This window comes from Duganella rhizosphaerae (genome assembly GCF_040364205.1).
In the GTDB taxonomy this organism is placed as follows: Bacteria; Pseudomonadota; Gammaproteobacteria; order Burkholderiales; family Burkholderiaceae_D; genus Rugamonas; species Rugamonas rhizosphaerae.
Genome location: NZ_BPWK01000009.1, coordinates 185,797 through 199,016 on the forward strand (window position 1 = coordinate 185,797; position 13,220 = coordinate 199,016).

12 protein-coding genes are annotated in these 13,220 nt (G+C 68.0%); 4 read left to right on the forward strand and 8 right to left on the reverse strand.

The genetic code is table 11. From position 1 onward, the window contains the following. Positions 1-52: 52 nt before the first annotated feature. From RUGAMON1_RS20385 to RUGAMON1_RS20405, 5 genes are all read right to left on the reverse strand, one after another. Complete coding sequence (locus RUGAMON1_RS20385; RefSeq protein WP_445232248.1) at positions 53-1,174, reverse strand: hypothetical protein; 1,122 nt, start codon at positions 1,172-1,174, stop codon at positions 53-55. Beyond that, positions 1,171-2,310, reverse strand: coding sequence for a hypothetical protein (locus RUGAMON1_RS20390; protein WP_445232249.1), 1,140 nt, complete (start codon positions 2,308-2,310; stop codon positions 1,171-1,173). The genes RUGAMON1_RS20385 and RUGAMON1_RS20390 overlap by 4 nt, the downstream gene beginning before the upstream one ends. A 3-nt stretch (positions 2,311-2,313) precedes the next feature. Next, entirely contained in the window at positions 2,314-2,913 is a 600-nt protein-coding gene (locus RUGAMON1_RS20395) for a hypothetical protein (RefSeq protein WP_445232250.1), read from the reverse strand. An 11-nt stretch (positions 2,914-2,924) separates the two neighbouring features. Next, a complete protein-coding gene (locus RUGAMON1_RS20400) occupies positions 2,925-4,253 on the reverse strand; it encodes a hypothetical protein (RefSeq protein WP_445232251.1) in 1,329 nt (442 codons plus the stop codon). Positions 4,254-4,353: 100 nt separating this feature from the next. Beyond that, entirely contained in the window at positions 4,354-7,698 is a 3,345-nt protein-coding gene (locus tag RUGAMON1_RS20405; protein WP_445232252.1) for a penicillin-binding transpeptidase domain-containing protein, read from the reverse strand. Positions 7,699-7,911: 213 nt separating this feature from the next. On the opposite strand from RUGAMON1_RS20405, the gene RUGAMON1_RS20410 reads away from it, so the two are divergent. The 3 genes from RUGAMON1_RS20410 to RUGAMON1_RS20420 all read left to right on the forward strand — a co-directional run bounded on the left by RUGAMON1_RS20410 (position 7,912) and on the right by RUGAMON1_RS20420 (position 9,841). Continuing rightward, a complete protein-coding gene (locus RUGAMON1_RS20410; RefSeq protein ID WP_445232253.1) occupies positions 7,912-8,166 on the forward strand; it encodes a hypothetical protein in 255 nt (84 codons plus the stop codon). Positions 8,167-8,393: 227 nt separating this feature from the next. Then, on the forward strand, positions 8,394-9,143 hold the full coding sequence (locus RUGAMON1_RS20415) for a chromosomal replication initiator protein DnaA (RefSeq protein WP_445232254.1): 750 nt from the start codon (positions 8,394-8,396) through the stop codon (positions 9,141-9,143). Further along, on the forward strand, positions 9,143-9,841 hold the full coding sequence (locus tag RUGAMON1_RS20420) for a ribonuclease HI family protein (RefSeq protein WP_445232255.1): 699 nt from the start codon (positions 9,143-9,145) through the stop codon (positions 9,839-9,841). The genes RUGAMON1_RS20415 and RUGAMON1_RS20420 overlap by 1 nt, the downstream gene beginning before the upstream one ends. Before the next feature lie 32 nt (positions 9,842-9,873). Here the strand turns inward: RUGAMON1_RS20420 and RUGAMON1_RS20425 are convergent, their stop codons facing one another. From RUGAMON1_RS20425 to RUGAMON1_RS20435, 3 genes are all read right to left on the reverse strand, one after another. Continuing rightward, the gene (locus RUGAMON1_RS20425) at positions 9,874-11,505 is read right to left on the reverse strand and encodes a methyl-accepting chemotaxis protein (protein ID WP_445232256.1); all 1,632 of its coding nucleotides are present in this window, start codon (positions 11,503-11,505) and stop codon (positions 9,874-9,876) included. Continuing rightward, a complete protein-coding gene (locus tag RUGAMON1_RS20430) occupies positions 11,505-11,999 on the reverse strand; it encodes a chemotaxis protein CheW (protein WP_116990000.1) in 495 nt (164 codons plus the stop codon). The genes RUGAMON1_RS20425 and RUGAMON1_RS20430 overlap by 1 nt, the downstream gene beginning before the upstream one ends. 93 nt (positions 12,000-12,092) lie before the next feature. After that, complete coding sequence (locus tag RUGAMON1_RS20435; RefSeq protein ID WP_445232257.1) at positions 12,093-12,407, reverse strand: hypothetical protein; 315 nt, start codon at positions 12,405-12,407, stop codon at positions 12,093-12,095. A 152-nt stretch (positions 12,408-12,559) separates the two neighbouring features. On the opposite strand from RUGAMON1_RS20435, the gene RUGAMON1_RS20440 reads away from it, so the two are divergent. Further along, on the forward strand, positions 12,560-13,219 hold the full coding sequence (locus RUGAMON1_RS20440; RefSeq protein WP_445232258.1) for an HD domain-containing protein: 660 nt from the start codon (positions 12,560-12,562) through the stop codon (positions 13,217-13,219). The last annotated feature ends 1 nt before the right edge of the window (position 13,220 follow it).

A 13,220-nucleotide genomic window follows, 5' to 3' on the forward strand; every position in this document is an offset into this window, starting at 1 on the left:
GATTTTAGCAGGGCACGCCCGTTTTTAATTCTGCGCACGATACTGTGCCGCTTCAAATCATGCCGATCCGGTCGATACAGGCCAGGCTGGCGCCCTTTTGGCGCAGTTCGGCCGCGAAACCGGCCGGCAGCTCATCCTGCCAGGCCTTGGGCAACAGCACCCGGTCGCCCGCTGCCGCTTGCATAAGTATCAATTCCAGCTTGGGCTCGCGGCCTTCGACGCTGTCGACCCGGCCGGCATGCCAGGCGCTGGAGCAGCCGGTGGCGATGATGCGGCCGCGCGGCAGGAACTCGCGGCCGCGCGCGAGGCGGTCGGCCATCACCAGCGCCAGCTGGTACGAGCCACCCTGGAAGCGCGGCTGGCCGAAACGCACCACGCTGCGCCAGCGACCCAGCCCCTTGCCGTCGAAATGGCGGGCGGCGGCCAGGGTCTGACGCACTTCCAGCTGCGCGCTCAGGTCCAGGCCTGGCGCCGCGATGGTGTCTTCCTCGGTCGCCGCTGCCGGGTTGTGGGTGGCGCCGGCCGATGCGCCCTCCACTGCGGCGTCGCTTTCGATGGCGAAGACGCTGACCTCCACCCACGCCAGGCTGTCGTTGATGCCGCCGCTGTGCAGCGGGAACCAGGCGCGTACGGTGGAGACGCCGGCCGACGGATCGGCATGGCCGCTCAAGGCGCCAAGGTGGGTGATGTGCAGCGCGCGCGTCGGGCCGTCGCTGGCTGCGCCGCCGGCGATGATGCCGTCACCGGGGCCGATCTGCGGATGGTTCAGCGCCGTCGCGACGAGTGCTGCGCCCTGGGCGCGGCCGAGGTGCCAGGCGTCCGACCAGCCTTGCGCGTACTGGCGGCCGGCTAGCGCGGCTTGGAACAGGCCGCGCACCATGCGGTCCGCCAGCACTGCGGCCAGTTCCCAGTCACGGTCTGTGGCGCCGGGCGCGATGTCCATGCTGAGGACAACCTGGTCGCGGCTATCGAGCCGTACTTCGGTGTGGCGGGCAAGGCGGACCACTTCCTGCATCCGCTCGGCGATGGCCGGGGCGCCGGCGACGCTGCATTTGACGTCGGCGCGGTTGGCGCGCGGGCGGCGGCTGGCGGTGATCGTCAATACCCGGCCGTCGGCCAGTATGCTGCGGCATTCGGCGTTGGTCGGCACAGTGGCGGCGGATAGCGTGGTCATAGCGATGGTTCCGTGCGGGGCACATGCGGGGCGCGGCGGAAGGCCAGGCCGGTTTCCAGATTGGCGCAGATACGGTCCGCCTCCTCCAGCAGCGCCGGCCATTGCGCGTGCCCGGCGCGCTGGAAGCGGGCCAGCAACGCCCAGGCTTCATCCAGCGCCTGCACGGCGAGCAGGGTCTGGCTCGTGCGGCGAACCTGGTCTGCATACGCCAACGGCTGGTCCGGCGCGGCCCAGGCCAGCGAAGGCATGGTGTTCACGTTCAGAGCGGCCATGCCGAGGCGTAGCAACAGGGCCTGGTGCTGCTGGAAGATGAGCGAGCCCTCAGGCAGGAGCAGCAAGCGCAGGTCGCGGCTCAAGCCAGGCAGTTCGAGGAACAGACGGCGCAGGCCAAACGCATCCTGCCAGGCGACAGGCGTCGCGGCGGTGGAAGAAGCCGTGGCTGCGGGCCGCATCGGCGAGCCGCCGTCGGCGGCAGCGGCAGCGGTGGACAGCGTGTACGATGCTGGCTCGGCGCTGGCGGCGGGATTGCGCGTGTCCACAGGCGGAATATCGATCACCGCAGCGGCGGCACGGGCCTTCAGCACATCGGCGTAATCGACCTGGTCGCCCAAGTCCACCGGCACGCAGTCGTCGACCGTTACGCCGAAGCGGGTGTACAGCAGCTGATTGAGGCCGGCGCGGAAGGCGTGCCACTCCTCCAGCGTGGTGCACGGCGGCAGATCCAGCGCGCCTTGCGCCAATTCCGTTTGCAGCGCCGCTTGCGCCGACGCGCGGAACGTATCAAGCTCCAGCCGCTCCGTCATCTCGCTGTACAAATACAAATCGAACCGCTGCTGCGTCACGCGCGGATTGGCGACATCGACGACAAAGCGCAGCCGCAGGCCCCACTCCGGCGCCGCCGCGAACGGCGCCAGGTGTACCGTGTACGGTCCCGGATGAAAGCACAGCGCCAGCTCGCCCGGCTCGCAGGCCACTTTGCCGGCAGCCGCGCGGCGCGCGTGGCCGCCGGCGTTGAAAATCACAACAGTGCTATGAACCGGCGCAGCGTCCCCCGCATCGAGCCTCAGCGCGATCAGGTCGACTCCCAGGCCGTCGCTATCGACGGCTGGCTTGCTGCGTCGGGAAAATATGCCCATGGTCTAAGGCGCTACCGGTTCGACGGCAAAACCTGCGCCGTATATCTGGAAGTGGTGCGCCGGCGCGGTGGCGAAAGGCCAGCTGCATTCGTATTCGCCGTCCGCGTCCAGGCGGCCCTGCAAGACGATCGCCCCGCCGCCGTCGATCACGCGCACCATCACGCGTTCGCGCAGCAGGCGCGCGGCGAACGGCGCTTCCGCCGACAGGCTCAGGATCACCTGCCAGCCTTCGCCATCACCCTCTCCTGCCGGCAGGAAGTGCAGCGTCCAGCAGTTGTCGTCGGTGGCCAGCGATTCCAGCATCGTTGCACTGGCGGCCGCGCGCAGCATGCCGCTGCTGCCGGCCCATACCGGGTCGTTGGCGGCAAGCTGCGTCTGCGTCTGCGCCTGCGCATGCCGCTCCAGCGACAACTGGCGGAAGCGCCGCAGCGTCAGCGGCGACGCCGACAGCGCCTGGCGCTCGTTCGGCGTCAGTGCCCGGCTGCCGTCCAGCGCCGCCAGCAGCGTGGCGTCGGCCAGCATCAGGCGGTCGCCCGGCACGGCGCGCGCCAGCAACGCGCGCTCGCGCAGCCGTGCGTCTTGCTCATCTTGTGCTGATTTCAACTCGTTCTCCTTCATTTCGCCGGCGCGGCGTTGACCGCATACAGCTTGTCGATCGCTTCGTTGCGGCGCTTGCGCAGCGTCGGCATCGAAATCTGGTCCAGCGCCGCCAACTGCTGCAAGGTCGGCAGCTCGCCGGTGGCCGGGTCCAGCCAGGCGTCCGGATAGGTGTCGTCGGCGGCGCCCAGCAGTTTCTGGTACACGGCGAGGCGGATCGGCAGCGACTCGTCGCTCAGGATGCGCAACGCCCAGCTGCCGGCTTCCTGCGCCGCCCGCGCCAATTCCAGATAGCGGGGGGGCAGGGAAAGCGTGCCGGCCAGCGCCTGTTCGGCCGCCAGGTCGTGCGCCTTGAATTCATCCGGCGGCCCGGCGCCGTCGTCGTCACGCTCTTCCGCCGCGTCGTCCGCAAGGCTGGAGTCGTCGTCCGCCTCAGGCTCGGGCAGGATGCGATCCTCTCCCGGCGCCTCGTTCTGTTCGGACTCGCCGAGCACGCGCCAGTAGTCTTCCAGCCACAGCGCCGCCTCGCCGGCGTCGCCCTGCCAGTAGTCGGCGCGGTCCATATTGGCCGACAGTTCTTCATAATCGCCGATTTCCGCCAGCATCGCCGCGATCTTCTCCGGGCTGTTTTTCAGGCTGGCGAAGCGCTTGGATTTGGTGTGCAGCGGTCCCGGCGAGCCGGCGTAGCGCTCCTGCGACTCGCTCCAGCGGATGATCCACTCGGCCTTGCAGCCGCCGATGGACTTCATCTGCCGCACCTCGATCGGGCTGCCGTCCAGCGGACGCCCCAGGATGTCGCTCACCTGCGCCGCGTGCTGCCGCCAGTCCGCGAACAGGCCGGCGATCTCGCGGTAGGCGGTATCGAGCATGCGATAGGTGTAGATTTTGTTGGGCGAGCAGTCGCGGCCCGTGGTGACGATGTAGTTGTCGGCATCGACCTTGTCGCGCAGGCCGGCGTACATATCGTTGACCTTTTTGCGCATCACGCCTTCGGCGGCGGCGTCGAGCCAGAAGGCGCCGCTGCGCCCATGTTCGGCGGCGACGGCGGCGGCAAACGCCAGCCAGAAGGCCGGCTGCGCCTGCAATTCGAACATCAGGCTAAGCGACAGTTCGTAGACGCTGTCGCCGTAGCTGTTGCCTTCGGCCTCGGCGCGCGCGGAACGGGCGCCCGCGCGCAGGGCTGCGGCCACCGCATCGGTATAGCTGTCGAGCAGCGTTGCGTGCTGCCCGGGGTCGAGCAGCTGGTGCATCTCAAGCCGGCGGAACGCCTGCAACGAGCAGTGTCCCAACAGCTTGCGCACTTGTTCCCAGCCGTGCTCCTGATACCGGGTTCCTGGCAAGCGCATACAGTCCTGTCAATAAGAGAAAAACGAAAATGAGCGCGCTATGGCGGACGCCTCGAAATCATGCCACAAAAGCGGCGATTTCATTATCCCGTTTACAAGCCTATTTCCCCTTCTGTTCGCGGTTCTGGGCCGCCAGCGTGGACAGCACCGCCGCCAGCACCGGCGCCGCATGCTCGCCGCCGGTGGCGTTGGAATGGCTGACAAAGGCCGCCATCGCCAGCCGGTGCGTCTGGCCCGGCAGGCTGCCCGCTTCCAGCCAGCCGGTGAACCAGACGGTGGCGGTGTCGTCGCCGGTAGGCGCGGTGCCGGTCTTGCCGTACAGGCCGGGCCGCACGCCGGCCAGCGCGGCGCCGCCGAACGCGCCGGCGCCGGTGCCGACGTCGACCACGCCTTTCATGCCGGCGCGGATGCGGTCGAGGCGGATGCCGACCGGCTTCATCTCCGGCACGACGCTGTCGGCGCTGCCCAAGGTGAGCAGCATACGCGGCGCCACCACCTTGCCCTGCCCGACCGCCGCCGCAGCCAGCGCCATTTGCAGTGGCGTGACCTGCATGCGCAAGCCGATCGCCATCTGGCGCAGCTCGTGCCGCGTGTGGATCGGGTCGATATGCGCCGGCGTCGCCTGCAGCGCATCCCAGCTGCGCCAGTTGAAATCGGCCGGCAGCAGGCCGCCGTCCAGGCGCAGCGTTTGCTCGAAGCCCAGCCGGTGCGCAGCGGCGACGATGGGACGCACCGCATCGAGCGCGTCGGCGTCCAGCGCCTGCAAGTCGGGGGCGCCGCCTTCGGCGCGGCCGAACAGGCTATGGTCGCTCAATTCGCTGGACCAGGCGAACCAGGTATTGAGGCTGTAGGTCAGCGCCTGCGCCAGTCCCAGGCGGCCTTCCTGCGCGCGGCGGTCCAGGCTTTGCTCGTGGTAGTTGGTGATGTGGGCCAGGCGCGGATTGAGCGGATAACTGGCGGCGTCGGTCTGGAAGCCAAAGCCGCGCTGCTGCGCCAGCCGGTTGATGGCGGGCAGCGGCATGCCGCCCAACAGCGCATCGATCTGCGGATCGTTCTGCGCGGCCAGCTCCAGGCCCAGCGCGCTGATCACCTTGAACGTCGAGCCGGGGCTCTGGTGCGCGCCGCCGTCGTGCTGCAAGGCCGGCAGGCGCAGGGGGCTGCGTGCGGGGCTGGTGCGGTCGAAGTCGCGCACCTCGGCCCAGTTGGCGGCGCTGACCGCGCCCGCGCCGGCGCCGGCTGCGGCCAGTACGTCGCCGGTTTCGGTATCCAGGATCACCAGGCCGGCATGGCGGCCTTCCGCCGCTGCCTGGCCGCCGACGCAGGCCTTGCCGTCCCAGCGGCCGCGATGCATGCCGACGCAGTCCAGCACGCGCTGGCTCAAGGCCTGCAAGGGCAGGTCCAGCGTGAGGCGCGCGCCGACCGCCGCGCCGGATGCGCGCGAGACCGTGGCGGCCGATACCGGCAGGCGGGCCAGCATGCCGGCCACGCTGTTGGCATGGTCGCCGCTCACGCCCAGCAGCGGCGCGAGGCCGGCGTCGATGGCGGACTGCGTCGGCACGCCATCGGCCCACAGCAACGTGCCGTTGCGGTCTTCCAGCTGCACCGGCGACGGCGCGGCTGGCCGTGGCAGGCCGGGAGCGGTGTCACCGGCGACAGGCGACAGCGCCTGCCATACCAGACGGCCGCCGGCGACGCGCAGGTGGCGGTATTTTTGATCTTCCGGCGCGCTGAAGTCCAGCGGTTGCGCCGTCAGCTGCACGTTGTGCGCGCCCGCTTGCAGCGTCAGCGTGACCTGCTGCACATCCGCGCTGCTGGCGCAGGCGCGGCCGGTGCAGGCGGGCGCCAGTTGCGCGCTGGCGCCGACGGCGCCGGTGACGCGGCCGGCCAGCAGCAGCTGCATCACTTCGCCGCCGGCGGCGGCGCGCGGCAATGCGAGGTTGAGCCGCACCACAGGACGCGCACCCTGCCCTTCAACTGCTTGCGGCCAGCGGGCCACGCGGGTCCACGGCTGCCATCCCTGCGGCAGCGATGCGAACAGGCGCGAGGCGGCGACCGGCATCTGGCTGGTGGTGGCCACCATTGTCGGCGCGCTGCCGGATGCGGGGTCGCTGCCGGCGCTGGCGCTCCAGTCCAGCACCATGCCGGTCGGCGCTTTGACGCGCCAGGCCAGCAGCCGGCGTTCGCTGTTGTAGATGTCGATCTGCTGGCGGACGTAGGCGCCGTCGGCCTGGTAGTACAAGCGCTTGAACAGTTTGTGCGTGGCGGCGCCGGGCTTGACCTGCTTCCAGTTGTCCAATTCGGCGACGCGTTCGGCGGTGCCTGCGGCCTGCCATTGCGGCAGGTCGCGCGGCGCCAGTTCGATCGCGCCGGCGGCGCTCAGGCGCAGCAAGCCCTGGTCTTGCAGCGCGTTGAACAGCGATTGGTCCTCCAATGCCATCGGCGCGGCGGCCGGCACTTGATACGCGCCGGCCGCGAGATTGGTGCTCACCGCCCTGCCGCGCGCCGGGAAGGCAACCACCAGCGCGCTGGCCGGCGTACCGGCGGCGGCTGCGTCCTGCTGCGCCAGGCGATACATCTGGACCACCAGTTCTCCCGCTTGCGGACACATGGCGTTGGCGCGCCGTTCGATGCGCAGCGCCGAGGCGGCGCCCCACAACAGCCATCCCTGCTGGCGCAGCGCGACCTGGCCGCTGGCGCCCTGCTCGACCTGGCCGAAACTGGCGTCGCTGATCCAGCGCGCGCCGGCCTGCGCGCTGCGCCAGCTCAGTTGCAGCGGCTCGCTCAGCGGATCGGTAAAGTCCGCGCGGGCCGTGCCTTCGATCTGGATTTCCGGGATCGCGCCAGCGCCGGCGCCATTGTCGGCCACCAGCAGCACGTTGCGCAGCGAGATCTGGACGTTCGATTCTTCATTGCGCTTGACCCAGCGCTTGACGTCGTCGAAACGGTAGCCCAGCCGCAGCGGCAGCAGGCGCGGGTCGGTGGGGCTGCGCATCTGGCTGCACAGGTCCACGCGCACCGCCGGCGCGGCCTGCATGCCGGACGCCACCAGCAAAGCGCCGCCGGGTTGGATGCTGGTGCTCAGTCCCGCCAGCGCCGGCACGGTGAATGCTGCGCCGGGCAGCACGGATTGATAGGCATACGCGGCGCGCACGCTGTTGACGGCCTGCGGGGTACTGACCGTCGCGGCGGCCAGGTGGCGCGCATGGCCGGCGATCAGCGCGCCGCCGCCCGCCACCACGCACACGCCGACCACGGCGATCCACATGGCGCGCCGGCGCCCGAGCACCTGCGTCCCGGTGGCCGCCGGCTGGCGTCCGGCACGGGCCGGCGGCACCAGCCGCATCGACGGGCGGCCGCTGGCTCCGGCGCGCAGGTTGGCCTGCCGGCGCCGTGCGCGGCGGCGCTCGGCCCAGGCTTGCAGGATGGTGGTGATGAATCGCGGCATATGCCCCTCGCGCTGGTGGACGGTATCTGCCCAGCCTTAGCGGAGGGGCGGCGAAAACACGCCTTCCGTGGCCGAAAAGCCAACACCTCATCGCGCCTATCTGCATTTCGGGACGCAAAAAGCGCGGCTCGTCGCAATCCCGTGGCGGCTGGACAGGCCTTTGCATAAAGTGAGCACATCGAAACACACTTTTAACCACCGAAAGGAAGCAAAATGAACGTCCTGAAAAACTTCGAAGCCCTGTTTGTCGTGACCCTGGGCCTGGCCTGCGCCGCCAACTACGTACTCGACGAAACCACCGCAGCCCCAACGCCGGTTCAAGCCAGCTACACCGCACCAGCCGCCAAGGACATGCAAGTGATCGTCGTCAGCGCCAAGCGCCTGACCGCCGAACAGAAAAAACAATCGCTGATCGACGAGAGCAAATCCGTGCTGGCCGCCGACACCACCGCAGCGAGCAAAATTTGAAGGCCCGTCATCCCTTCGCCTGTACGCGCCACCGAAACGCCGCGTAACAGGCGAAGCCTTTAGCAGTCTCGCTCCACTTCCTCCGTAGTCCTCTCTGTGCGCCACCGCACACACCCCCACAGCTTTGTGTCAGATGTAAAAAGTTGCATCATCGGGAGCCTTCCCTGACGCTGCTTGCTATAGTTCGTTCAAGCGTTGCACGAAAACGCGCAAACGGAGAACACATCATGATCAAACGCTCGCACACCATTTACGCTGCCGCCATGCTCGCGCTGAGCGCCGCAGCATTCGCTCCAGCCATCGCGTCCGCGCAAGTCGGCGTCAGCGTCGTGATCGGCAACGCACCGCCGCCTCCACGTTTTGAAAGCCTGCCGGCGCCGCGCCACGGCTACGTCTGGGCGCCGGGCTATTGGAACTGGGACGGCTATCGCCACGTATGGCTGGCCGGCCGCTGGGAACAGGAACGCAACGGCGCGCAGTATCGCCGCGCCGAATGGATACGCGACGGCGGCAACTGGCGCCTGGATCCGGGCGGCTGGGTGGCCGTCGGCCCGGCCCCGGTGCAGGTTGACTATGTGACCGTCGCCCCGCCGCCGCCGCGCTATGAACGGATGCCGCCACCGCGCTACGGCTACGTCTGGGCGCCGGGTTACTGGGACTGGCGCGGCCACCGCCATGAATGGATTAGCGGCAGCTGGGTCGCCGAGCGCCCGGGCTACGTTTATGCCCAACCACGCTGGGTGCAACGCGATGGCCGCTGGCTGCGCGAGGAAGCCCGCTGGGATCGCGGTCCGAACGGCGATCGCGATCACGACGGCATCCCAAATCGCTACGACCGCCACGACAACCGCAATTACGGCCAGGGCCGCGGCGACAAGGACCATGACGGCGTCCCGAACCGCTATGACCACGACCGCGACGGCGATGGTGTACCCAACCGCGTCGACCGCCATCCCGACAATCCACGTCGCGACTGATGAACGAAACTGATTTCGAGGTACTGGCCACGGCCGCCTACAAGGGCGAGCGCGTGGCCGCTCGTCGTCTGGCGGCGCGTTCGGCGGTGAGCGAGGCGCAGGCCTTGCATCAGGTGCTGACGCAGGTGGCGGGCGTGCAGGGTTTGGCGCTGCTGCTGGCCGAGCGCAGCGCCTTGCGCCTGCGCGACCGGGAACTGCGCTCGGCAAAGTTGGCGGAGAAGGCGCGGCAACTGGAACAGCGCGCGGCGCGCATGCTGCCGGCCGCCGATGGCTGGCGCGGATGGTTCGACGGTTCGGCGCATCCGAATCCGGGGCAGATAGGCATTGGTGCGCTGCTGTGCGGCCCGGATGGCGAACGGGTGGAAATCAGCCGCCGCGCCGGCCATGGCAACAGCGGCGAGGCGGAATACCTGGCGCTGACGGCCTTGCTGGAAGCGGCCGTGCGCCTCGGTGCGACCGGGTTGGTGGTGCATGGCGACAGCCAGGTGGTGGTCAACGATGTGAACCTGAGTGCGCAGGCGGTGGCCGCCGGCCGTGGCGCCAAGGGCTTGGAAGAACATCGCCGGCGCGTGACGGACTTGATGGCGCCGCTGGGCGCCGTGAGCCTGCGGTGGGTGCCGCGTCACCGCAACGGCGACGCGGACCGCTTGTCGCAGCAGGCGATCGACAGATCGCCCGGCGACAGTACCGACGCTTAAGCCGACGCTTAAGCCAACGTTTAAGCCGACGCTTAAGCGCGGCTGGTCAGACGCAGCGCCGGGCGTGATGCTGCCGCGCGCGGAGCCGTGCCGCGCGCACGCGAGGACGACGCCACACCATCCACCTTGAACACGCTGACCGCCTGCGCCAGCGCCGCTGCCTGCTGCTGCATCGATTCCGCCGCGGCGGCGGCCTGTTCGACCAGCGCGGCGTTCTGCTGCGTCACGCCGTCCATCGCGCCGATGGCCTGATACACCTCATTGATGCCGGCGCTCTGCTCGGTGCTGGCCGCCGTGATCTCGGTGATGATGTCGCTGACGCGATGCACGCTGCCGACAATTTCATCCATCGTCAAGCCGGCATCGGCCACCAGCTTGCTGCCCTGGTTGACCTTCTCGACCGAATCGCCGATCAGCGCCTTGATCTCCTTGGCCGCCGACGCCGAGCGCTGCGCCAGGTTGCGCACTTCCGTCGCCACGACGGCGAAGCCGCGTCCCTGCTCGCCGGCGCGCGCCGCTTCCACGGCGGCGTTCAGCGCCAGGATATTGGTCTGGAACGCGATGCCGTCGATGACGGCGATGATGTCGACGATCTTGCGCGACGACTGGTTGATCGAATCCATCGTCTCCACCACCTGCGACACCACCATGCCGCCCTTGACTGCCACCTGCGCGGCCGATGCCGCCAGCTGGTTGGCCTGGCGCGCGTTGTCGGCGTTGTGCTTGACGGTCGATGTCAGCTCTTCCATCGACGATGCGGTTTCCTCCAGCGCGCCGGCCTGCTGCTCGGTGCGGCGCGACAGATCCTGGTTGCCCGCCGCGATCTCGCTCGACGAGGTGGTGATATGGTCGGTGCCGCTGCGTACCTCGGTGACGATGCCCAGCAGGCTGGCGTTCATCTCCTTCAGCGCGGACAGCAGCTGGCCGGTTTCATCGCGGGCGCTGTCGTCGATATGGCCGGTCAGGTCGCCGCCGGCGACGCGCCGCGCGGCCGTCACCGCCACTTGCAGCGGGCCGGTGATGCCGGTGGTCAGCAGCCACGCGCTGACGGCGCCGAAGGCCAGCACCAGCACCGCCAGCACATACAGCAGGTTGCGGCTGCTGGCCGCCACTTCGTCGATGTGGACGGCGGTGGCGTCGATTTTCGCGCGCTGCATCTTCAGCAGTTCCTGCATCAGCGCCTGGTAGCTGGTGGCGCCCGGACGGAACACGTTGGCGAAGACCTTCTCGGCCTCTTCCAGTTCGCCGGCGCCTTTCAGCTTGGCCACCTGGTCGCGCGACGACAGGTAGATCTTGCGCTGCTCGCCGATGCGGCCGAACAGTTCCTTCTCGTCGGCGTCGACGATCAGGGTTTCCACTTTCTTTTGGTATTCCGCCGAGATGGCCGACGAGGCTTTCGATTCTTCGGCGAAGAAGGCGCCCAGCGACGGGTCGCTGCTGCGGGCGATGGCGGTGGTGCGGCGGATAGCGCTATCAATCTTGCTCGACCAGTCGGAGATCATGCGCTCCTTGGCCAGCGGCACCTGCATCATCTCGCGCGTGGCCGTGGCCACGCCCTGCAGGCGCCAGACGCTGATCGCGGTGATCAGCATCGCAAACGCCAGGATGATGCTGAAGCCAAGTGCCAGGCGCTTGCCGATGCTGATATTGGCCAGCATCGTCATCACGCCGCCAGCGCGGTGTTTTCGACCAGGCCCATGTCGGCGCTGGACATCAGCTTGTCGATATCGACCAGGATCAGCATGCGCTCGTCGAGCGTGCCCAGGCCGACGATGTGGTCGGTGTTGATGGCCGAGCCGATTTCCGGCGCCGGCTTGACTTGTTCCGGCATCAGCGTGGTGACGTCGGAGACGCGGTCCACCACCATGCCGACCACGCGGTGGCCGATGTTGAGGATGATGACGACGGTGAACTGGTCGTACGTCGGCGTGCCCAGGTTGAACTTGATGCGCATGTCGACGATCGGCACGATCAGGCCGCGCAGATTGACCACGCCCTTGACGAAATCGGGCGCGTTGGCGATGCGGGTCGGGGTTTCGTAGCTGCGGATCTCGGCTACTTTTTGGATATCAATGCCGTACTCTTCCTGGCCCAGCGTGAAGGCCAAATACTCGCCGGCGGGGGTCGTTGCGTGCAGTTCGCTTACATTACCAGACATGGGGTTTCCTTCATTGCTAAAGTGACTGGCAGCAATGTTACCTCAAGTCAAGTAAAGACGCAGCAAATAAATGCATCTGAGAAACAAATCAACTTAGCGCAACTTCCATCTTGGTTTTTCCACCAGCTGGGAGGCCGGGGCGGGCAAGGCGCGCAGCACGGTGGTGGCGACGGCGCGCGGATTCGGCGCCTGGGGCTCCGGCCTGGCCGGTTCGGCCTCCGCCGCAGTGCGCCTGGCCGGCAATGGCAGACCGATGACGGGATTCGGACGCGCAACGGACGGCCGGAAATCTTCCCCCTTCAGCTGGAAATGGGGCGCCACGGTCGGCGTGTCGTCCAGCGCCAGCGCATGGCCGCAGGCCAAGGCCAGTAATATCAGTGCAAGCGCCGGGAAGTTACGCATCATCATGCCTGTTATTATCAAATATGGTTGCATTTTGCACAATTTCATTGTACTTGGCAAGCAAACAATTTTTAATCGCCGCCCAGTTACCCTGCACAAGGGCTGAATCAGGCTGTATGATTTGAAAAAATAATCGCCTCAGACATCACGGGAGACTGATGAACAGCTTGCTGAACAGCTGGCACCCGCGCCTGGTTCGCCTGGCCAGTGCCGCCGCCGGAGTCGATGGAGCACACGATACCAACCACCTGCACCGGGTCTGGCGCAACGCCACCCTGCTGCTGGACGATTACCCCGAGGCCGATGCGCTGGTCGTGCTGGCGGGCTGCTATCTGCACGATCTGGTCAACCTGCCCAAGAACGATCCCGAACGCCACCTGGCCTCGCGCAAGGCGGCGCTGCTGGCCAGCCGCCAGCTGGCCGAACTCGATTTCCCGCCCAACAAGCTGGCCGCCGTCGCGCATGCGATCGAGAGCCACAGTTTTTCCGCCGCCATCCGCGCCGAGACCATCGAGGCCAAGATCGTCCAGGATGCCGACCGCCTCGACGCGCTCGGCGCGGTGGGACTGGCGCGGCTGTTCTACACGGCCGGCCGCATGGGCACCGCGCTGGCGCATGCCGACGATCCGATGGCGCTGCACCGCGAGCTCGATGAAAAAGCCTATGCGCTGGACCATATCGACACCAAGCTGGCCACCCTGCCCGGCAAAATGCAAACGGCCGCCGGCCGCCGCCTGGCGCAAAACCGCCTCAACGAGCTGACCGCCTTCCGCGACAGCTTCATCGCCGAATGGGCCGCCAGCCCTGCCGCGCCGTGAC